This window comes from Tahibacter amnicola (assembly GCF_025398735.1).
Lineage (GTDB): Bacteria > Pseudomonadota > Gammaproteobacteria > Xanthomonadales > Rhodanobacteraceae > Tahibacter > Tahibacter amnicola.
Genome location: NZ_CP104694.1, coordinates 6277306 through 6298277, shown reverse-complemented (window position 1 = coordinate 6298277; position 20972 = coordinate 6277306). Strand labels below are relative to the sequence as shown.

The following is a 20972-nucleotide window of genomic DNA, read 5'->3' as shown; positions in this document are numbered from 1 at the left end:
TGCGTGCTCGTCGCCCGGCTACCGGTTCGCCAGGCGCTCAAGCTCAAGGAACTGGCTCGTGCCTGGCGGAAGTCTAGGGCTCACATCTCCATTGGTCGTGATGGTGAGTGCGCGCAACGAAGCCACTGATTCGCTCACACTCAATCCTCCGCCAACACAATCAACTGATCATCCACACCGAACCGCACCTTTTCCGACTTCCGCGGATTGACCCGGACGCCGTACCCGTTCTCGCGATCATCGGCGTTGGCCATCAGGCGGTAGCCGATGGCGGTTTCGCCGCGCAGGGCGGCGGCCTCGATGAGTGTGTAGAAGTCGACGTCTTTGTTGGTGCGGACGTACTGCTTGATCGGGCGAATATAGATTTCCGAGCCTTCGGAGCTGAACAGGTTGCGGAAGACCTTGTCGAGGTGCTTGTTCTCTGACAGCTGCGAGAGCATGAGGCTGACCAGTTTGTCGCTGACGATGTAGTCGTCGGCCTTGGCGACCTGGGCGAGGGACCGGTTGCGCATGTCCATCATCTCGCTGACGATGGAAAGGCGTTTGCCGCTGGTTTCGGCGATGTTGCGCAGGTGGAGCAAGGTGATCAGCGTTTGCGCGTCGGCTTCCTGGATGGGCAGCTGGGTGTAGCTGAGGAGGATGATGTGTGCAAAGGAGGGCACGTTCAGCGCATCGAGCGTGGCGCGATCGGTGATGTCGCCATCGGCGAAACGCAGGCGTTGGCGTTGGCTTCCCAGCTTCTTCGACAGGGCGAGCAGCCCTTCGCGTGCGCCGTCGCGGCGGCACAGGACGACCAGTTCCGAGCCCGGTGCGACGTAATTGTCGAGTTCGCGCACGATGGCTTCGGCCTTTTCGTTCCAGCCGAGGATCAGCGTGCGTTCCGGCGCGGATTCCGTTTTCGCCGGCGGCAGGATGACGCTGCGATCGACCGGCGGCGTCGCACCGCGTGACAGGTTGATAGTGTCGTCGTCTTCGCTGATGGCGATGATCTGGTCGCCGTTTTCCAGGCGGGTTTTCATCGGCGGGTTGATCAGTGCTTCGCCGTTGGCGCGCATGATCCCGATCAGCGTGGAGTCTTCGTAGCTGTTGATCGCTTCGCGATAGGATTTGCCCGTCAGTGCGGGTTCTGCCTTGAAGTAGATTTCCGCGCCGTCGAAATCCAGCAGTTCCGTATAGACCACGCTCAGCCCGGACTGCCGGCAGGTCTGCGCGGTCACGCGGGCGATCAGGTCCTCACCTTGCACGTAAATGGCTTCGTCACCACCCACGAGGGCTGCGGCTTCGAGGTTCTTCGCATCGCGGATCTCCGCCACGATGTGATACGGGGAGCTCTTGCGCTCGGGATTGTTGGTGATCGCCAGTACGGACTTGATCACATAGATGTCGGGATTGTCCTCCTCCGGCGCCAATACAACGATGGATCGCGCGGAATGCGGGTCGACCACGGCCAGGTCGTCCAGGTCCAGGGGATTGCCGTGGCGGCAGATGATCTGCGTGTTCCTCGTGCTCGGAAACTTGACGCGGATGTCGTCCTCCATCTCGACCTTGTCACGCATCGACAGAATGACGATGCGTGGCTTCTTCTGGTTCTCGTTGGCAATCAGCAATTCACCGATGATCGAGTAGACCTTGCTCGACCAGCCCAGGATCAGCGTGTGATGGGTTTCGATGACGCGGGAGCGCCCCTTGCGCAGTTCGGTCAGGCGCGCTTCCAGCCCCGAGGTGATCGTGCCGATCAGGATACTGACCAGGAAGATGCCGGCGATAGTGACGACGAACATGAGGATTCGCAGTGCCCAGCCACTGTCCCCCGCGAGATTGCCCGCGTCGATCGCGTGCATCAGCCCTTGCCAGGCGCCCTCCACCAGGCCGAACTCCGAAGCGGGGTCAGCGGGATCCTTCAGGATGCCGAAGATCGCCATGACCAGGGCGGCGAGGATGACGATGACGCTCGACACCAGGGCCAGCCAGCCGATGATGGCGATCGCACCCTTCGACAAGGTGTTCTCGAAGCGATAACGCAGGTGGTCGCGCCAAGTGACGGGAGCGTGTGGCATGGTGGGGCCCTGTGGTGTTGCGTGTCACGGACGATACACGGGTGGAGGAGGCGGGTGAACGCAGGGCGACGGTTGCGCCTGGAGGGCTGGCTATCAGGTCGAAGGCGTCTGTGGGCCTGGCGGTTCCCGCGCGTACCAAAGGCCTCGAACCCATCACGTGTGCTCAAGGACGGCCAGCATGCGCACCTACGGAGCAGGCGAGGGGCTCATCAACAGAACACGATCGCAGCGTCCGACACGTAGAGCACCAAGGCGCCGCTCTTCGCGCGCTCGCGCTGCGGGTGCCGACCGTGTAAGCGCCCCTCGGCTGGCTATCAGCGGGGCGTACCAGGTTCATTCCCCGAGGGGCGGGGGTCAGCCGTTCGCTGCCGGAGACGAGTGTCAGGCGCGAGGGCGCCGGTCACCGAGATATGGGTGACCAGCGCGGTTCTGCCTATTTTCCGGCGGAAGCCCCCGCACCGCCTGCCGCCGGCGCAACATCTGCAGGCGCGATCGGCTCGAAGGCCGACTGGTAGAGCCGCTCGCCGTTTTCCAGCGCCGGTTCGTTGCGTTTGCCACGACGCTTGTGGACGTCGGGTGCGGCAGTCGGCTTCGGCAGCGGCGTCAGCTCCAGGCGGCTGATGGCGTCGAAGCCGCGGGAGGCGTCGGCGACATAGGTGCGCACTTCGGTCGCGGTGACGGAATCGGGCGGCGTCGGCAGGGAGAAGCGCTTGCCGATGGCGGTGAAGCGCGCGCTGTGCACGACCTGGCCCTTGCTGTCGAGCCAGTCTGTCGCGACCTGGCCGCGGAAACCGGCGCCGGCCACTTCGGCGTCGATGTAGGGCCGGCCATAGGGCCCGGCACGCCGCCGCAGGGTGAGTTCGCCGGTCGGGCGTTCCAGGATGACGGCCGGATCGCCCAGCAGGTTGTAGGTTTCCACCAGGGTGGGGTCAGTGTTGGTGGCCTTGCCGATGACAATGGATTCTCCGATCGTGCGGCCGGGCGTGGTCAGCTCCGTCATGATGGCCTTGCTGAAGGCCGGCGACGGCGAATTGCGCCACGAGGCGGCGAACACCGCGACCGCACCCTTGCCCGGTTCGCGCAGGAAGCGCTCGCCGATGGAATCTTCGGTCGGGTTGTCGAACGGTGCGGAGTAGCACGTCATCGACAGGATCATCGGCAGGCGCGTACCGTTCTTGAGACCGGACACATCTTCCAGGGTGAAGAGGTCGTGGTTCTTGCGCAGGTCGGGCGGGCCGGTACGCCAGATGTAGCGGCCGCCGTGTCCCAGGAAGTGCACCAGCAGGCGGCCTTCGTTCAATCCGTCCTTGATATCGGCCTGGTGGGCGATGTTGTCCTTCTCTTCGGCGCTGGCGTACACCTTCTCCGACAGGAAGCCCTGCTTGTCCAGGGCGCCGGCGATTTCGTCGGAACTGGTCTTGAAATACGAACTCTCGTCGGTGATGAACATGACGTCGCGACGCCATTTGCCCAACGCCGGCGACTTCATGTACGCGATGGTCTTGTCGACGATGGCCTTGACCTCGGCCGGCTCCACCACCGGGAAACGACCGATTGCGATCACCGGATGGAGCGGGCTGTCGCCGACCGAGGCGAAGTGATTGTCGCTGGCCGACTGGCCGTCGTAGGAGGGGAACTGCCAGGTCGGGATCAGGTTCCGGTGCGGCAGGTCGTCGGGCGTCTGTTCATAGGGCGTGCTGGGGATATCGCCGAACTGGCCCGGCTCCAGCAGTTCGTTGTCGGCAAATTTCGCCAGGTTGCGGCGATTGATCTGCTTGTGCCGGATGTCGAAGCTGGCATCGCCCACGAGCAGGGCGAAGCGCGGTCGCGGCGTCGGCCAGTGGTGATACGCCTGGGACAGCAGGTTGCGGATCGCCACCGGATGCGCGATGCCGTCGTTGTACTGGTCGTAGATGTCGTTGACATCGATCAGCGCCACTTTGAGGCCACGCTGCCGGTGGAATTCGGCGAGCGGCCGGGCGGCCTCGATGAGGCGCGGGTGGGCGATCATGAGGTAGTCGTACGGTGTCGCCGGCGTGCGCCAGTCTTCGGCGGTGCGCGCACGCAGCTGCACTGGCGTGGCGAACGCATCGTCGATGACCGGATGGTAGGCCATGCCGGGGGAAATGCCGGCAATCGAACCGTTGCCGGACAGGCGCGTGCCGTCCTCGGCGTAGAGCGCCAGGCGGGCACCGCCGTGGCGCAACATCGCCGTGCCGCCGGTGGTGGCAACGATGGGCTCTCGCGACGCTGCCAGATCGCCGGCGACGGGGTAGTCCATTTCTACCCAGTTGAACATCACCACGTCGACCAGCGGAGTGGTGTTACCGCCGGCATGGCGTTTGGGAACCGACAGTTCCAGCGTGTTGCCCGCCGCCTTGAGCGCGGCGAGCGGCAGTTTCAGTTCACCCTGGAATTCCTTGCGGCCGTCCCAGCTGAGCTGGCCGAGATCCTGGCCATTGAGGCGGGCGTGGACAGTGTGGTCGGCCGGCTTGGTGACCGCGGTGCCCTTCGGGCCCATCGGTACGGAGACATTCGACAGCCCGCGGAACATCAGGCGGGCGGTGATGCTGCCGCCGCGTGGCGCGAGGTCCGGCAGGTCGAAGGTGACTTCGTGGGGCTTGGGATCCACATGCGTGATCTTGGCCCAATGCCAATAGTCCGGCTCGCTCCAGAGCTCTACCAGGCTCTGGTTGAGGCGGATCATGAGGTTGTCCTGTTCCAGGTGCGTGCGCCGGATGAAGCTCGCATTCCCGCCCGTGCCGCCGCCGCTGGCCTCGCGGATCCGCGCATGCGGGCCGGGTCTGGCGGCCAGCACGTAGGCGTTGACCGTGCTGTAGCTGTCAAACCAGCTCTCGGGGCCATGCAGCGGCTGTCCGACCCACTCGATGCGGTCGCCGGGCTGGAAGGTGTCGCCTCGGCCCGTGATGCGCAGCGGGACTTCCTTGCCGCGCACCGTGATCACGAGCGCGTCGTGCGGACAGTTGGCAAGTCCGGGCGCCTTCGCGACGACATCGCCCTGGGACACGGCGTAGACACCCGCCGCGTCGACTTCCATCGTGAGACTGCCCTGGCAGGCGAGGGCGAGGACCGGAGCGAACAGGCTGGAACCCGCGGCAAGACGTGCAAACAAGCGCATAGGCGAAACCAGACACCCGAGAACGGACCGCGTCAGCGGCTCAATCCCACAGGCTAATCGTCCCGCGCGAGTGATGCAAACCGTCCGGACGCCGGTTGCGCCCGGCCGACGGGCCGGTGCCTGGCGCTGGCGGGCCCATCGGAAAGTGGTCTACCGAAAGGGGCGGTATCGCGGCGAAAAAAAACGCCCGGCGCAGGGCCGGGCGCGGGAGTGTCGAGAAGGGCGCCGATCAGGGCGTGGTCGGCGTCTCGAAGCCGTTCTTGAAGATGACGTCGGTCTGGTCGATGACGAGCTTGGCCGAGATGATGGTGCCATCGTCCGCATCGCCGGCGTCCTGGATGATGAGCTTCCAGGTGCCGTTCGCCTGGGCCGGTGTGAGGCCGCGGAAAACGGAGTTGAGCAGGGTGGGCTGTCCGCCCGGATCCGTACCGCCCGGCGCGCTGGTCCGGTATTTGTTGGCGGGCACGACCGTGAACGCGCTGCCCCACCAGTCGCGCAGCGTGTCATCGGTGAATTCGTACTCGCCCAGCAGGTCGCCGCCGTGGCCGCAGCCGGTGGGAACGTTGGAACCGGTATGGCTGAACAGCACCATGTTCGGCGTGCCGCCCGGCGCCTCCAGGCGCACGACCAGGTCGCCGCGCCAGTCGTGATCCAGGTTCATCAGGACGTTGACGGACAGGACGTTGATCGACAGTCCCGACACGTCAAACAGCACTTCCCGCGCGGGGCCCAGGTTGTTCACGCCGCAATTGGGCGCGCCTGCCGGTGCCGGCGGAATCGGACCGGTGTTAGTGCCGTTGAAAGTGTCCGCGTTGGCGCCCGCGGTGGCGACAAGCAGGGCCGCGCCGAGCAGAACGCGATTTGCAGTGGTGCGCATGCCTTGCACTCCGAAAGCGAAGAAAAAACCGGCGCAGTGTAGCCGAATCCGCCGGTGGCGGCGCCGGGGCGCCTTTATCCGGGATTCAGGACGGCGGGGGGCCGAAGAATCGTGCCAGCAGCTGGCCGACGCCCGGCATTTCCCGGTCCACGATATCCGGCGCGGAAAACCAGGCTTCCGCCAGGCAGGCCAGGAACTCGTCCGGGCCTTCGGCGGCGTAGGGGTCGATGACGGTTTCCTCATCCTGATCAACCGCGGCGCAGTGCGCTTCGTAGGCGCGCTGGAAGGTCTCGATCCACTCCCGGCGTGACACCCAGGGTGGCATCGGCGGCACCCCGTCGGTGGCCCCGTCGAGCATGTCCAGCTTGTGGGTGATCTCGTGGAGGATGACGTTGAAGCCGGCGTGCGGGTCTTCCAGGTCCTGGACGATATCGGCCCAGGAGAGAATCAGCGGGCCGCGTTCCCAGGCTTCGCCGATCAGGACATCGTCGCCTTCGGTGACCACGCCGGTGTGGTCGTCGTGATGCTCGCGCCGCACGCGGAATTCCCCTGGATAGACAATGACCTCGCGCCATCCGCGCAGCCAGTCAAACCCCAGGTGCAGGACCGGCAGGCAGGCCATCGCGGCGATCACCAGGCAGCGGGAGTCGTCCAGCTGCATGCCCTGGACAGGCGCGAAGCGTTTATGCGCGAGGAATCGCCCGGTCAGGTCACGCAGGGTGCGCTGGTCGGTCGGGGACAGGGGCGATAGCAGCGGACAGGCATCGATCGTGGCCTGCCACAGGGTATCGTCAATAGCGAGCGGCGCCGCGCCGAAGCGGGCGCCGAGTCGGCGAAGAAGCGAGAGCATGCGCCGATGATGCCGGTTCGGCGGAAACGCCGGAAGCGGCAGGTGCGGCGTCGATTACTTGATGGCGCCCGGCAGGACAGACTGCCAGCGCAGGCCGCCGCCGCGTTTCTGCGGGACCGTCGGCTCGGCCGAAGGCAGCGAGCCGCCGCCGCGGACACTGCCGCCGCCGCTGGTCGAAGCGGACGTCCGCTCCGACGGTTCGGACACATCGCTGACCGCGCCGCCGGGAATATGAACCGGGACGCTGACCGGCGTCTGCCGGCCGTCGTGGTAGATCACCTGGGCATCGACGCCGGATACCGGTTGGCTTGCGACAGTGTCGCAATCCGAACGACCCTCGGTGACCGCCATGCTGCGGCCTGCGCCGAGCATGAAATCATCGGCCTGCGAAGCCGTCGCCGTGAAGGCGAGGCCAAGCACCAGGATGCGAGTTGTGACTGGCGTGAACATCGATGACTCCGGATAGAGACCTGCTGACGCGGCCTCCGGCGAGGACGGCATGCTCGCATGAATACGCCGCCGTCGCCAGCAGGGGCAGAGCTCGATAGCAGGTGTCGTGCCAAGCGCAACAACTGCGATCTCGCCAATGAAAACAACATGTTGGGTTTTCCGGTCGCGTCCGTGGTGTCCGCTTTCCGACACCCGGACACTCGCCGGACAGTGACTTGGATGCGCCAGGTGGAAAATCGGTTGCGTGGATCTGCAAACACTGCAGTGCAGCAAGCCCGGCCGTCTGCGCGCCGGTAGACTCCGGCATATGACCCGCCCGATCCCGGCCGTGCCCGCCACGCCATCGCGACGCGCGTGGCGGCCCGGCGGAGCGGCGTTCAAGCGCGGCTTGCTGGCCGGCATCCGCCGCGTGCTGAGCCAGCGCGATGCGATCAATCGCATCAATGTATTTCCGGTGCCCGATGGCGACACCGGTTCCAACCTGGCGTTCACCTTGAGTGCTGTCGCGCAGGGGCTGCAGGCATTGCGCCGTGCCGGTGCGGGTGCCCTTTTGCGCCGGGCTGCCGACGAGGCCATCGATGGCGCGCGCGGCAACTCCGGCGCGATCCTCGCGCAGTTCCTGCAGGGGGCCGGCGAAGGGCTGGGCGATCGCTCCCGCCTCAGCGTGCCTGACCTGGCGGTCGCGGCAGGTGTCGGTGCGGCACAGGCCCGGCTGGCCGTCGCCGAGCCGCGCGAGGGCACGATGCTTTCGGTGATCGCGGCGTTCGCCGCATCACTGCGCCAGCAGGCCGACCGCGGTGCGGATTTCCGCGACGGCTGGACCCAGGCGCTCGCTGCCGCACGCGATGCGTTGGCACATACGCCCGACCAGCTGGCGGTGCTGCGCCGCGCCGGTGTCGTCGATGCCGGTGCGCGGGGCTTTGTCGACTTGCTGGAGGGCATCGACGAATTCATCCGGCGCGGTCGCGCGGTGCTGGATCAGGCCGTGTCGTATTCGGGCGGCGAGGCGGGCGTCATCGGCGAGGCGCACGATCCGGACGCGACGCACCGCTACTGCACCGAATGCATCGTCAGCGGAACCGGCGTCGATCGCACGGCTATACGCGCGGCCATCGAAACAGTGGATCATTCTTCGCTCGTGCTGGCCGGCACACGGGAAAAATTGCGCGTCCATGTGCATGTGGACGAGCCGGAGCGACTCTACGCCGTGCTGGCACCGCACGGCGCGGTGTCGGCCTGCAAGGCCGACGACATGCGCGCGCAGCAGCGTTCGGCGGCCGTGCGCACGCCGGTGGCGGTGGTGACGGACTCGGCGGCGGACGTTCCCGCATCCGTGCTTGAAACCTTGCCGCTCCACCTGGTGCCGGTGCGCCTGAATTTCGGCGCGCACGACTTTCTGGACAAAGTGTCACTTTCGCCGGAAGAATTCTTTCGCTATTTGCGCGAAAGCGCAGTGCCACCCCGCACGTCGCAGCCGCCGCCCGGTGACTTCCGGCGACTATTCGAATTCCTGCTCAGCCATCACGAATCCGTCGTATACGTGGGTTTGTCGCGTGCCGTCAGCGGCACGCTGCAGGCCGGCGAAACGGCCGCTTCGCGCACGGATGCGCAGCGAGTGAGCGTGATCGATACCCGCACCGCCTCCTGCGCCCAGGGCCTGCTGGCGCAGTACGCGGCCGAACTGGCCAGCGCCGGCAGGGATGCGACGCAGATCCGCCAGCGCGTCGAAGCACTCGCGCCCAGGACCTCGCTCTTTGCCTACGTGCGCGATCTGAGTCACGCGGTGCGTGGTGGCCGCATTCCTGCCTGGGGGTTGATCCTGACGCGGTGGCTCGGGCTGATTCCCGTGGCGGCAATGGGCCGTGGCGGACGGCTGGGTTTCGCGCGTTTCCTGCGCAAGGGTGATGATCTGCCCGAGCGCTTCGCCGCATGGGTATGCCGGCGCGTGCCGGCATCTGGCCGATGGCGCGTCCGCGTCGGACATGCGGAGAATGCGGACGAAGCGGTCCGCGTGGCTGCCGCATTGCAGCAACGCCTGCGGTGTGAATCGCTGGATATCGTCGCGGCCGGTGCCGCCATCAGTGCGCACGCCGGGCCGGGTTCGATCGTGGTGGGGCTGCTGCCCGTACCCGAGGAAACCTGACGCGCAGGCTCAGTCTTCGTCGCCGACACGTGAAAGACGTGCTGTGCAGTATCGCTGGCGGCTGACACAGCCGCTTGTCACGTCGGAGTGCCGGTCAGCGGTCGACGCTATGCCAAATGCGCATGACGCACCGCATACTCGATACAAATTGTAAACGGCGTTGCATATGGCGCATCGGTATTGGCGAGATAGCGCCTGGTGTGTGATTTTTCCGCGCTTGGATAAGCCGTCTAGACGGCTAAACGTCCATTTAGCGACGCAATTCTTCAAAACCCCACACGGGTGCGTGCGCTATCCTGGCGCCGCCCCGCGTCCGTCAGCGGCGCGGGCATCAAAGGTGGGGCGACGCCGGGGGGCGTCGAGGTCTTTTGGGTCGATGCCGCGTGCGGCCGGCCCCCCGACGGTGCGGTGTGTGGACCGCGCTCACCGTCCGGGCTCGCGGGAGTTCGCCTGTCCATGTCCAGCTTCTTGATCTCGCCCTGGCCGCCGAACGTGCGTGCCCTCCGCATTGACGACGTATCGATCGATCTTCGCCTGCGGCGGGTGGAACGAACCGATGGCGCCGCGGACGTGCCGCAACGTCCGTTCAACCTGCTGCGCATCTTCCTGGCCGAACCGAATGTGCTGCATACGCGTGCCGAGCTGTTCCGCCGCGTCTGGAAGGGCGTCGTGGTCGAAGATGCCAACCTGTCCCAGAGCGTCTGGCACCTCCGCCGTGCGCTCGGCGAAGGTGGCCGCAAATGGATCCGGACGGTGGCCAAGAGCGGCTACGTGTTTGAGCCGCCGGCTGCAATTGTCCCGGTCATCGAGGAATCGGGGCTGATGGATGTTCCGGCCCCGGCTGTCCTGATTGGGGCGGATGATCCGGCAGTAGCGGACACCGGGCCGGTCGACGGTGTCGAGTCCCTGCGAGCAGCTCTGTCGCCCGCGACGGACCTGGCCGACACGGCGGATATCCCCGACATGCCGCAGGCTGGTGGCCGTGCGCCACCCGAGCGCCTGGCCCGACGCCTGCCCTGGCTGACCGGCATCGCCGCGCTGATCGGCCTGGTCGCGCTGTTCCTCATTCCAGCGGTGCCGGCGTCCTGGAGTCGCGAGCCGGAGGCCATCCGCGTGGTGCTGATCGACGCCGATGCGGGCCCCGGCAGCCCGGTCGAACCGACGCAGTGGCCCAAGGCCCTGCTGCGGGCCTGGTTGCAATGGAAACTGTCCTACGCGCGGAACGTACGGGTGCTCAGTCCGTCACAGCTGGCGCGCGGCGACGGTGACGGCGGTCACGAGCGCATCGTCCTCCTGTCGATGCCCGCGGGCGATGGCCGCCAGTTCAGCCTGCATGCGCACATCGGCGGCGGCGGGACCGTGCGTGATCTGGCAGTCACCGGCGACATCGACCAGATGCCTGACCTGGTCGACGAACTCAGCGATCGCATCATCGCGGCGCTGGCACCCGCCACCGTACCCGTGCGCTGGCTGCCGGTGGATCACGAACCCAGCCGCGTACGTGCGCCCGTTACGCAGCTGGCATTGGAAGAATCGCCGCACGCGCCGGTCCTCTCCGGTGCCAAGCTGACGACAGGCCACTAGGTTCTGCGCGACGCGGCAGGACAATGGCAGGCCGTGTCGGCACGGCCTGCCAGTCCTCCCTATCCGCCTTTCGTTGGAGTGGGCCCAGGTCCGCTCGCGGATCCGGGGTTGGCGCCGTCCGGGTCAGGGGCTTTGCTGGCGCCGGTGCAGATTCCCCCGATCGCCCCTCACGCACCTGTAGCTGTGCATGAAATTTCCCTCAAAGAGTTCTCCTGGGCGCATTGCGTCGTCTCGCCGCCGTATTTCGAGTAGATCAAACAGAGGATGAGTTCGCCCGCTTCTTCGACACGGTCACGTATTGCGCCTTAGGCGCTTGAGTCTGTTGCACGCGTGCGGTAACTCTGTCGTGTTCTGCGCCGAAGCGGGGAGGTTTCGGTGCATGCGGTCGCAGCGGCCAAAGGAAGGCATGCCTGCATGCGGCCCGGTGGAGCGATCCGCCGCTGGGAGGGTGTATGACCGACGCAAGCGTATGTTCGTGGTCGTCCACGACGCGCCGCATCCGGGTGGGAGCCATCGAGGTGGACCTGCGCTACCGGCGCGTCTGCCGCGCCGACGGTGAGGTCGAACTCACGCAGCGTTGCTTTGATCTGTTCCTGCTGTTCCTTGCTGAACCCGGCGTGCTGCACACGCGTGACGCGCTGTTCCAGCGCGTATGGCCGGGCGTGGTGGTGGAAGACGCCAATCTCACCACCACGGTGTGGATGTTGCGGAAAGCGCTCGGAGCCGAGGCGAAAGAATGGGTCCGGACGGTCGCCAAGCAGGGCTACGTCTTCGATCCGCCCTCGCTTCCCGTGGATGTCGATCTCGTTCCGCTGGCGCCTGTGGTGGAAGAACCCGCGCCGTTGCCCGCATCAGGGCACGAAATCCCGCGTGATGGCGTGCCACCGCGATCCCTGTCCTGGCGCCTGGCACGGTACGCGGCAACAGTGCTGCTCGCCGTGCTGGGCGTGGGAGCCGCCTGGTGGCAGGCGCGTGCGCGGATTCCATCCGTCACGCGCATCGCGTTGCTGGTCGCGGTGGATCCGGCCATGTCCGACAACGCGCGTTGGCCGGTGGATGTCCTGCGTGCCTGGACAGCCTGGAAGCTGGGCAATACGCCGCACGCGCGGCTGTCGTTGCTGAGCCGGCGGGAACAGGCCAGCAACGGCGATCACCTGGTCGTGCTCGGCGTGGACATGCCCTTGCAGTCCCAGGGCAGCTGGCGCATCAGTGCGCGCCTGTACGGGCCGGATTCCGTGCCGGATATTGTCGCGGAGTGTTCCGACGCCGATCTCGTTGCGACGCTCGACAAGGTCAGCCACGACGTCCATGTCGCCCTGATGCCGCGCGAAGCGGACACGAAGTGGCCGGCGCTCGCCCTGGATGTCGCCACCGCGAAGCGCTTGGCCGAGGCGTTGCGTGCCGAGCAGCGCCACATGCCCGGCGAGGCGATCCGCCTGTACCGGGACGTGACCACCGCGGCGCCGCATTTCGGATTCGCCCGCGTGCGGCTTGCGGAAAACCTGCTCGAACTGGGGCAGCAGAGTGCCGCGGCGGCGGAAATCGGCCGCGCGCGGGACTGGACCGGCCAGCTGCCGCCAACGGCGGCAGCGGCGGTATCTGCCGTGGCGCGGCTCACCGCGCAGGAATTTGACCAGGCGGCAACCACCTACGAAGTTCTCGCCCAGGCCGACACCGGCAGTGCGGAGGAGTACCGGCTCGCACAGGCACGCAGCCTGCGACGCGGCGGCCGCACGGGAGAAGCGCTGACGCTGCTGGCGCGTTCGCTTCCCGAATCCCCGGCCGCGGCGACGCCCTGGCTGGTCGAGCGCGCGCTGGTCCAGCTGTTCAGTGGCGATCCCGTGCGCGCCCGCGCCGACGCCACCACCGCGATGGAGCTTGCCGCACGCCTGGGATGGCCGCACGAGGAAGCGCGCGCCACCCTGGTGGCGGCCGAAGCCGCCGCGCTCGGCCGGGACACAGCCGCTGCGGCGCATTTTGACCTGGCTGTGCAGCGGTTCCGCACCGCGGGCGATGAACTGGCCGCGTTGCGCGCGCGGCTGTATGCGCAGCTCGCGCCGGGGCGCGAAGGCGGCACGGTCACGCACCTGGAGGAAGTGCTGGCGCAGGCGCGGGCGGCTGGCAATGCGGCCGTGGAAATCGACGCGCTGCGTCGCACGGCATTCTTCCACTACCGCAGCGGGCGCATGGCCGAGTATCGCCAGTACCTCGCGCAGGCGTCGGATGTGGCGGATCTTGCGGGCGATGTCCACGTTCGGCGGCTGATCGACCTGGATCTGCTGCACCAGGATGTTCTGCGCGGTGATGTGGAAGGTGCCGAAAAACGCATGGCGCGACTGAATGCCGAGCCGGCCCAGGGTGCGCTGGCCTATTGGCTGGGACAGTTCAGCGCTTCCCTGGCGCTGCGCCGCGGGCAGTATGAAACCGCGCTCTCCACCGTGCAGCAAACCGAGCTGCAGCTGCGCCGGATGGATGTCGACACACTCCCGTCGATGGCGGCCAGCCTTTCCTGTCTGCGCGGCGGGGCCAATCTGAGCCAGGGCAACGCCGGCGCCGCGCACCTGGCCTTCGGACGTTGCCGTACGACGCAGGTGCCGCATACGCTGCCCTACGCCGATATCGGCGACGCCGAACTGGCGGTGCAGGCGGGCGACACGGCCGAGGCGCTGCGTCGCCTGCGCTCCATTCCCGATAGCATCGACGCGCTCGACAGCGCACCAGACCGCTGGATGCTGATGCTCGAATATGCGCCGCTCCTGGCACGGGCTGGCCAACTGGGCGACGCCCGCGACCGCGTGGAATCGGTCGTGCCGCTCGCCGAGCAGGCGGGCTACCAGGCCCTGGTTGCCGATGCGCGCCTCACGCTTGCCGAAATTGCGCTCGCCCAGGGGCGTCATGACGACGCCGGCGCCGATCTGCAGAAGGCCGATCGCCTGCTGCCGCCGGATGACTGGATGGGCCGCCGCCGGCTGCGCACGGCGCAGGCGGTGCTGGTCCAGTCGAGTGGGCAGACCCAGGCCGCCGCGCACCAGCTGGAGACGATCGATGCCGATGCCCGGCATCGCGGCGACGTGCTGGGCGAGCTGCTGGTACACAGTCTGATCGACACCAATGCGCTGGCGCGGCGATGCCCGCGCGAGCGGCACGCGCGGCTGATTGCGCAGAGCGGCATGCGCGGTGCCTCCGATACCTGGTTGCTCGCGTCCGAGTCCGATCATGTTGCACCGCGGCTTGCAGAGCAGCCGAGGCCGCACTAGATTCCGCCGGTCCCGCGCTCCGGCGCGGTGAAGACGGCATCTTCCGGGTCGGGGTGGTCGTCCAGCATGTGGTCACGCACGGCGGCTTCCCGTCGTGCCCGTTCCGTCGCCGCGTCCGTTGGCGACCGGATCCGACGCATCGCCGTTCGGCTGTGTTGGCGCAACACCGTTGCGTTCACCAGCATGAGGAATCCACGATGCGTTGCGCTTTGCTCCCACTTGCTCTGGCCGTGGCGTTTGCGGCCGTTCCTTCTGTCCACGCCGAAACCGTCACCGCGCGCGCCGCGCGTCTTGGCTTCACGTCCTCCGTCACCGACAGCTTCGGTCGCGTGGAAATGGTTTCCGGTACCACCCAGTTGCGCGCCGCCGACGGCGCCAGCGTCGAAGCCCTGTTCCAGGGCGAGCTCGGCAAGGTCGTCGGACTCGCCCAGGACGGCGCTGTCCGGGTCTACGACGTCAATGCCACCGCCGAAGGGCGTCGGTACTACCGCGCCCGCCAGACCTACAAGGGCCTGCCCGTGTGGGGCGACGGCCTGACCGTGCAGACCGATGCCAAGGGCTACGTCGAGGCGGTGTTCGGCGCTACCATCGAAGTAGCTGGCGTTGATGTCGAGAAGCCGCGCGGCGTGAAAGACCTCTTCCCCGCCGCGGTGGGCGAAGCAGTCGCGCTGGACGGATTCAACCGCAGCGAGGCACGTAATGCCGGCAAGGGCTTCCGCTATACCCGCGAGCCGTCGCTGGCGATCTTCGCTGCCGATGGTCATGCGCCCACGCTGGCCTGGGATGCGGAAGTGTCCTACGAATCCGGCGCACGGCCGTTTCACTCGCGTCTGTTCGTCGATGCCCGCAGCGGGCAGTTGCTGGGCAGCTACACGCTGATCCGCGAGGCGATCAATCGCGCCATCCATAACCTCAGCGGCAGCTGCGTTTCGCCCAGTGGCGCCGGCCTTCCGGGCCCACTGGCGATGAGCGAGGGCGGCAGCAGCTCCGACTCGGTCGTCAACCAGGCCTATCGCAACGTCGGCCGCGTGTACTGGTTCTTCCGCGATGCGTTCGGTCGCGACAGCTTCAATGGTGCCGGTGCCAAGATCACGGTATCGGTCAAGGCCACCTTCCAGGGCCAGAGCGGCTGCTCGGGCGACAACGCGTTCTGGAGCGGTTCGCAGATCGCGATGGGGCAGGGCGGTTCGACGTTCTTCGACATGAACTCCGAGCCGGATGTGATGTACCACGAGCTGGGCCATGCGGTAACCCAGTACACATCCAACCTGGTCTACCAGAAGGAATCCGGCGGTCTGAACGAGGCGACCTCGGACATCTATGCCGCCGCCGTCGAAGCCTGGATGAACACGGTTTCCGGCGAGCCGGGCAGCAGTACGCCGGTCGCGTTCACGCCCGACGCCAACACCTGGAACCTCGGTGAGGGACTGATGCGCAACGGCACCACTGCCCTGCGCTACATGCACGATCCGCGTGCCGACGGGCGCAGTCTTGACCATTACCAGCAGTACCAGCAGCAGTACGGCAACTGTTCGCCGTCGCAGCAGAACGACTACTGCGGCGTACACACCTCCAGCGGTATCGCGAACCTCGCGTTCTACCTGCTGACCGTCGGCGGTACGCACCCGCGCGGCACCACCACGGTCAACGTGCCGAAAATTCCGTTCGAGCGCGCCATCAAGTACCTCTACGAGGCGCACGTCAACGTGCTGCAGTCCAACGACACCTTCAGCCGCATGCGCAATGCGATGATGGCCCGCGCCAGGGCCAACGGCACTGTCGGTGTCTGCGATGAAATCTCGATTGGCAAAGCCTGGGATGCGGTCGGCGTCAGCGGCAGTGCGCCGAGCAATCCCAACGGTTGCAGTGGCGGCGGCAACCAGTCGCCCGTCGCCGCGTTCACCGCGACACCCAGTGGCCTGAGCGTGGCGTTCAATGGCAGCGGATCGAGCGATCCGGATGGCAGCATCGCCAGCTACGCCTGGAGCTTCGGTGACGGCACGAACGGTTCGGGTGCGACGGTGAACAAGACCTATAGCGCGGCCGGCACGTACACCGTGTCGCTGACCGTGACGGACAACCAGGGCGCCACCAACACCAGGACGCAATCGGTCACGGTGACCAGCGGCGGTGGCGGCACGTGCCCGGGTGCCAGCTTCAACGGCAGCTTCAGCGGCGCCACCGGCCAGACCCAGTACCAGCCCAACGGCAACTACTACCAGACCACGGTCAGCGGTACGCACACCGTGTGCCTGATGGGCCCGGCGGGCACCGATTTTGATATCTACCTGGACAAGTGGAATGGATTCGGCTGGTCGAACGTGGCGAAATCGGAAGGAGAAACCTCGTCCGAGCGCATCAGCTACAACGGTTCGGCGGGCTACTACGTTGTCCGCGTGGTGAACTTTGCCGGTACCGGCAGCTACACGCTGAGCCTGCAGAAACCGTAAGCGGGAGTGCCTGAATCGCAACGGCCGGAGCCAGTGCTCCGGCCGTTGCCGTTTTCGTCAGACCCTTAGAACTGCAGGCTCCACTTGTCGATCTTGCCCACGTCATTGGTGGCGTTGTCGTTGACGCGCAGTTTCCAGGTGCCGTTGGCCGCGACCGCGGAGGCGTTCACGGTGAAGGTCTGGATGATGTTGTCCGCGCTGCCGCCGCTGTAGTTGGACAGGTTGAAGACCGTGCCGTTGGGCGCGACCAGATCCACCTTCAGATCGCCGCGGTAGGTGTGCAGGATCGTGACGCCGACCTGCAGCGCTGCCGGCGCGTTACCAGTCACACCCGCGACGGTGAGCGGGCTCTCGACCGTGGCATTGTCGGTGATCGTCACGTCCGTGGTGTTTTCGAAGAACGGGCCGCCGCCCGTGGTGAAGCTTGCCTTGAGTGTGAGCCCCGAGTAAGCCGAGTACCCGCGCAGCATCACGTAGTACGTACCCGCCGACGGCGTGGCGAAGGTGCAGGTCTCGGCGTTGCCACCCTGGTAGGGCCGGCAGTCGTAGGTCGAGGTCGTCGGTGCTGCACCGAAGCGCACGTACAGGTCGGCATCGCCCGTACCGCCGGACGTGGTGATCACCAGATTGCTGGCGCCGGCGGGAACGGCGAGCGTATAGGTCCTGGTCGACCCGGCTGCGCCGGAAAGGTTGGTGACAGGCACGCCGTTCTGAAGAACCGTATCGCCGGACGAGACAGTGACGCTGCGCGAGGTCGAGTTTGTCGCGCCGTTGTTGTCGGTGACCGTCAGGGTGACGGTGTAGGTTCCGGCCGTGGCGTAGGTCTTGGTCGGGCTGGTGGCCGTGGACGTCGTGCCGTCGCCGAAATTCCAGCTGCGCGCCGTGATCGATCCATCGCTGTCCGTGGATGCATCGGTGAAGGTCGCGGTCAGTGCGCTGGTGGTGAAGCTGAAGTTCGCCGTCGGCGGTACATTGCTGCCATTGGTCACCGTCACGGTGCGCGAGGTGGTGTTGGTGGCACCGGCGTTGTCGGTCACCGTGAGCGTGACGGTGTAGCTGCCCGCGGCGGTGTAGGTCTTGCTCGGGTTCGTCGCCGTCGACGAGGTGCCATCACCGAAATTCCACTGGCGCGCGACGATGCTGCCGTCGCTGTCGGTCGATGAATCGGTGAACGTCACGGTCAGCCCGTTTGCCGCGAACCCGAAATTCGCAGTGGGCGGCGCGTTGGTGCCGCCGGTCACGGTGAAGCGGACGGCGTTGGGCGTACCGGGTTTGCCGGCACTGTCGGTGCCCTGTACGAACACCGTGTGCACGCCTGCAGGAAGCCCGCTGGTGTTGACCGTGATGCGCACGCTCTCGCTGGAGGCGTTGAAGCTGCCATCCACGGCCGTCATGGCCTGCGCGGAAGCACCCGGCTGCCAGGGCGCAGCGTCGAGGTATGCCGCCGCGGAGGCGATGGTGTGGATCGCCTCCGTTCCGTTGCTCTGGTTGAAGCGGCTGTCGTCGACCGTCGCGGTGACCGTCACCGGCGAGCCGGCGGCCACGCTGGTGGGCGAGACACTGACAGTTGTGGTGTCCGGCCCTGCCGGCAGCCTGTAGGGCGCCTGCAGGTTGCGCGCGGCGTAACGCAGCGCCGCCAGGTTCTTCGGCAGCGTGGTGTTCTGGTAGGTCGTGCAGCTTTCGAAGAAGGCGACGCCCAGTTCGATCGTGAATGCCGGCACGCCAAGCGAGCCGTACATGGTGTCGTCCGTCGTACCGTCCGTGGCGTAGAGCTCGTCGGATTGCTGCGGCGTATAACTGTTGAACCAGGCCATGCGCCGGCCCAGCGTACGCATCGCCGGTCCGTTCGGTGCGAGTGCCGACGTATCCCCCCAGGGCCATAGCACCAGCTGCGCGTAGCTGTGGATGTCCATGAAGATGCCCTTGTAGTCGTCCGGGGCCGCGACACTCGCGGAGTCCGGACGCCGATCCAGGAATACGCCACCGGAGTAGGTGCCGGAACCATCGGGCGTACCTGCCACGTAGGCGATCAGGTTCTGTGTCTCGGGTTCGGAGTTGCGCACCGGCCCACGGTAGGTTTCCGCACAGGGGTCACCGCTGGAGCCGCCGGGCGCGGTGTTCCAGTGGAACGGGAAGTTGCGGTTCAGATCGACGCCGAAGCTGCTGCTGCCGCAGCTGCCGTTGGTATTGTTGGTGTTCTTGCGCCACGACGACCCCGCCTCGGCCTTCTTGCGGCCGTCGGGATTGGCCTGCAGCACCAGGTGGAAGCGGAAGTGATCCATCAGCCAGGTCGCCTCGGGATCGGTGCCATAGCTGTTGACCAGCCATTCGCCGAAGCGCGTGAGTGTTTCCGCCGGCGTGTATTCGCGGGCGTGGATCGAACCGAGCAGTACCATGTTGGCCTTGTCGGGAATGCTCGCATTCGTGGCCTGGTTGGTCAGGCGCAGGGCCTTCATGGTGTAGCCGAGGTTCGGGTTGCGCGTCTTTTCCCAGCTGGGCCCGATATCGACCACGCTGGCCAGCTGCGGATGGTTGGCCGCGAGCTGGTTCATCGTGGTGTAGGTTTCCTCCACCGTGCGATAACAGGCATAGCCCGGAATACTGCGCATGCCGCCAGGCTGCTGCAGCGCCTGCTCCCACTCGCGTAGCTTCGCCGTTCCCTGCGTATCGATCTGCACCTCAAAACCCGCGGCGGTCAGCGCCTCGATATCGTTCTTCGAGGCCTCCGTGCGGACAGTCTGGGTCTTCTTGTCGACGATCAGATGCTGGAACTGCGAGGCAACCGCCTGCAGCTGCGCCGGATCGGCGTATTTCGCGGTTACGAACCAGGTTTCCTCGGCCAGCGCAGGCGCGCCCCACAGGCACGCCAGCACCATCGGCACTGCGACACACTTGGCAAACATCACACTCTCCAGGGACAGGCCGGCCGTCCTCCCCGACGACCGGCATGGGGTACGGCATGGCGGGTCAACATCGGAAAACCCGCGACGCCGGGTAAGGCCCTTTGCGGGCCCAGCCAGCCACTGCTCGTGCAGCTGCCCCTGAAACAGCCTGAGCGATGGCTGATACAGACATTTTTGCGGAAATCCGCGTGTATTTACGTGGATTATGGGGATACCGCAACTGGCGCAGCGGCGATCTGGCGTGTGGTGCGCACATTTGGCGCCTGGCAAGGCCATCGGCGGCGCGGCGGAATAATTGCGGGATTATGGGTGGGGATTATTGTTGTGCCGAATGCGACGGCGAATTGTCGAAAAGGGTTTAATGGCAGAGTTATACGTCTGGTGCTGCTTCTGGCGTGGGTGCAGCAGTGAGGTCAACAGCACAGCGTTCTGTCTGCCGTTCGCACACCCCGGGCAGGGGACTTTGCGTGCCCGAAGGCCCCCTGCGCCCGTCAATGGCGCCCAGGCGGGCCGGTCGCGGCCATTCATTGCGCGATGCCTCAGCGAAGCCCAGCATCGCCGGGCGCAATGGCGTGCCCAGTGTCTCCTATCTGGGCAGCAGTCAGTGCTCGCGCCGCCCACGCACACGATCCGCTACGTACAGAGTAGCTCTGGTTAACCCGAAAGGTCACCCGGGGCGGGAATGCTGTTCCATCCACGCTACTTCGGTGGCATCTTCCGAATCTGATCCCGCACCTGCATCAGCAGCTGCCCGAGTTTGTTCTTCCCCGAGCCGTCGCCGCCATCACCCCAATAGCTGTCATTGGCGGTGTGCTCGATCAGCCAGGCGTCGCCGGTATCGAGCAGCAGCTGGCGCAGTTCGTCGTGCTGGGTGAACTTGGCGATCAGCGCCTTGCGCATCACCTCGTCCTTGACCGACTCCCAGTCGTTGCGCAGCTTGCGCTTGCGGTCGCGGCCCTTCTCGGCCGCCTGGGCGGGTGTCGATGCTCGGCGGATTTCGTTCCGTGACGCCTCGTCATGGAACTTCATCGCCTGGAAATAGTGCTCGGAAGTCGGCCAGCGCTTGCCGTCGACGAAGATGGAATAGCGGGCGAAATTGGAGAATTCGCCGTAGTCGTCGGTGGTGCGGTAGAAGCGGATGGCCTGCGTGGGGGCGTTCATGCCGGGTGCCGTGCGTGGGACAGGGCGGCATGATGCGGTGCAGACAGTCGTGACGCAAAGGGGCCTTCCTTCCCGGATTGCTCCGGAAAGGAAGGCCTTTA

Annotated in this window: 13 protein-coding genes; 5 read left to right on the top strand and 8 right to left on the bottom strand. The window is 66.3% G+C overall.

Features of this window, described 5'->3' with window-relative positions:
• Positions 1–140: 140 nt before the first annotated feature.
• The 5 genes from N4264_RS24970 to N4264_RS24950 form a co-directional block, all read right to left on the bottom strand.
• Positions 141–2057 carry a CASTOR/POLLUX-related putative ion channel gene (locus N4264_RS24970; protein ID WP_261694913.1) on the bottom strand — a complete coding sequence of 639 codons (1917 nt, stop codon included), beginning with the start codon at positions 2055–2057 and terminating at the stop codon, positions 141–143.
• Positions 2058–2490: 433 nt separating this feature from the next.
• The gene (locus tag N4264_RS24965) at positions 2491–5196 is read right to left on the bottom strand and encodes a C25 family cysteine peptidase (RefSeq protein ID WP_261694912.1); all 2706 of its coding nucleotides are present in this window, start codon (positions 5194–5196) and stop codon (positions 2491–2493) included.
• A gap of 229 nt (positions 5197–5425) precedes the next feature.
• A complete protein-coding gene (locus N4264_RS24960) occupies positions 5426–6073 on the bottom strand; it encodes a proprotein convertase P-domain-containing protein (RefSeq protein ID WP_261694911.1) in 648 nt (215 codons plus the stop codon).
• 85 nt (positions 6074–6158) lie between these two features.
• A complete protein-coding gene (locus N4264_RS24955; protein WP_261694910.1) occupies positions 6159–6923 on the bottom strand; it encodes a M90 family metallopeptidase in 765 nt (254 codons plus the stop codon).
• Positions 6924–6977: 54 nt separating this feature from the next.
• Complete coding sequence (locus tag N4264_RS24950) at positions 6978–7373, bottom strand: hypothetical protein (RefSeq protein WP_261694909.1); 396 nt, start codon at positions 7371–7373, stop codon at positions 6978–6980.
• Between the two features lie 307 nt (positions 7374–7680).
• On the opposite strand from N4264_RS24950, the gene N4264_RS24945 reads away from it, so the two are divergent.
• From N4264_RS24945 to N4264_RS24935, 3 genes are all read left to right on the top strand, one after another.
• Positions 7681–9516, top strand: a complete 1836-nt coding sequence (locus tag N4264_RS24945; protein ID WP_261694908.1) for a DegV family protein — start codon at positions 7681–7683, stop codon at positions 9514–9516.
• A gap of 456 nt (positions 9517–9972) precedes the next feature.
• On the top strand, positions 9973–11100 hold the full coding sequence (locus N4264_RS24940; protein ID WP_261694907.1) for a transcriptional regulator: 1128 nt from the start codon (positions 9973–9975) through the stop codon (positions 11098–11100).
• 452 nt (positions 11101–11552) lie between these two features.
• Positions 11553–14357 carry a winged helix-turn-helix domain-containing protein gene (locus tag N4264_RS24935; RefSeq protein WP_261694906.1) on the top strand — a complete coding sequence of 935 codons (2805 nt, stop codon included), beginning with the start codon at positions 11553–11555 and terminating at the stop codon, positions 14355–14357.
• On the opposite strand, the gene N4264_RS24930 is transcribed toward N4264_RS24935, so the two are convergent.
• The gene (locus tag N4264_RS24930; protein ID WP_261694905.1) at positions 14354–14497 is read right to left on the bottom strand and encodes a hypothetical protein; all 144 of its coding nucleotides are present in this window, start codon (positions 14495–14497) and stop codon (positions 14354–14356) included. The two genes, N4264_RS24935 and N4264_RS24930, sit on opposite strands and share 4 nt — an antisense overlap.
• 57 nt (positions 14498–14554) lie before the next feature.
• Here N4264_RS24930 and N4264_RS24925 point away from each other — a divergent pair, with 57 nt between their 5' ends.
• Complete coding sequence (locus tag N4264_RS24925; RefSeq protein ID WP_261694904.1) at positions 14555–16807, top strand: M4 family metallopeptidase; 2253 nt, start codon at positions 14555–14557, stop codon at positions 16805–16807.
• Positions 16808–16872: 65 nt separating this feature from the next.
• Here N4264_RS24925 and N4264_RS24915 read toward each other — a convergent pair whose 3' ends face one another.
• Positions 16873–19710 (bottom strand): M14 family zinc carboxypeptidase, encoded by a 2838-nt coding sequence (locus tag N4264_RS24915; RefSeq protein ID WP_282563025.1) that lies wholly within the window; start codon positions 19708–19710, stop codon positions 16873–16875.
• 126 nt (positions 19711–19836) lie between these two features.
• Between N4264_RS24915 and N4264_RS24910 the strand changes: the two genes are divergently transcribed.
• Positions 19837–20121 carry a hypothetical protein gene (locus tag N4264_RS24910; RefSeq protein WP_261694903.1) on the top strand — a complete coding sequence of 95 codons (285 nt, stop codon included), beginning with the start codon at positions 19837–19839 and terminating at the stop codon, positions 20119–20121.
• A 288-nt stretch (positions 20122–20409) separates the two neighbouring features.
• Here the strand turns inward: N4264_RS24910 and ybiA are convergent, their stop codons facing one another.
• Positions 20410–20871, bottom strand: coding sequence for a riboflavin biosynthesis intermediates N-glycosidase (gene ybiA, locus N4264_RS24905; protein ID WP_261694902.1), 462 nt, complete (start codon positions 20869–20871; stop codon positions 20410–20412).
• Between the last annotated feature and the right edge of the window lie 101 nt (positions 20872–20972).

Bases quoted from the DNA above. Each gene is read 5' to 3' on its own strand.
- N4264_RS24965 (WP_261694912.1), bottom strand. From the start codon at position 5,196: ATGCGCTTGTTTGCACGTCTTGCCGCGGGTTCCAGCCTGTTCGCTCCG.
- N4264_RS24970 (WP_261694913.1), bottom strand. From the start codon at position 2,057: ATGCCACACGCTCCCGTCACTTGGCGCGACCACCTGCGTTATCGCTTC.
- ybiA (WP_261694902.1), bottom strand. From the start codon at position 20,871: ATGAACGCCCCCACGCAGGCCATCCGCTTCTACCGCACCACCGACGAC.
- N4264_RS24935 (WP_261694906.1), top strand. From the start codon at position 11,553: ATGACCGACGCAAGCGTATGTTCGTGGTCGTCCACGACGCGCCGCATC.
- N4264_RS24930 (WP_261694905.1), bottom strand. From the start codon at position 14,497: ATGCGTCGGATCCGGTCGCCAACGGACGCGGCGACGGAACGGGCACGA.
- N4264_RS24950 (WP_261694909.1), bottom strand. From the start codon at position 7,373: ATGTTCACGCCAGTCACAACTCGCATCCTGGTGCTTGGCCTCGCCTTC.
- N4264_RS24925 (WP_261694904.1), top strand. From the start codon at position 14,555: ATGCGTTGCGCTTTGCTCCCACTTGCTCTGGCCGTGGCGTTTGCGGCC.
- N4264_RS24960 (WP_261694911.1), bottom strand. From the start codon at position 6,073: ATGCGCACCACTGCAAATCGCGTTCTGCTCGGCGCGGCCCTGCTTGTC.
- N4264_RS24915 (WP_282563025.1), bottom strand. From the start codon at position 19,710: ATGTTTGCCAAGTGTGTCGCAGTGCCGATGGTGCTGGCGTGCCTGTGG.
- N4264_RS24955 (WP_261694910.1), bottom strand. From the start codon at position 6,923: ATGCTCTCGCTTCTTCGCCGACTCGGCGCCCGCTTCGGCGCGGCGCCG.
- N4264_RS24940 (WP_261694907.1), top strand. From the start codon at position 9,973: ATGTCCAGCTTCTTGATCTCGCCCTGGCCGCCGAACGTGCGTGCCCTC.
- N4264_RS24945 (WP_261694908.1), top strand. From the start codon at position 7,681: ATGACCCGCCCGATCCCGGCCGTGCCCGCCACGCCATCGCGACGCGCG.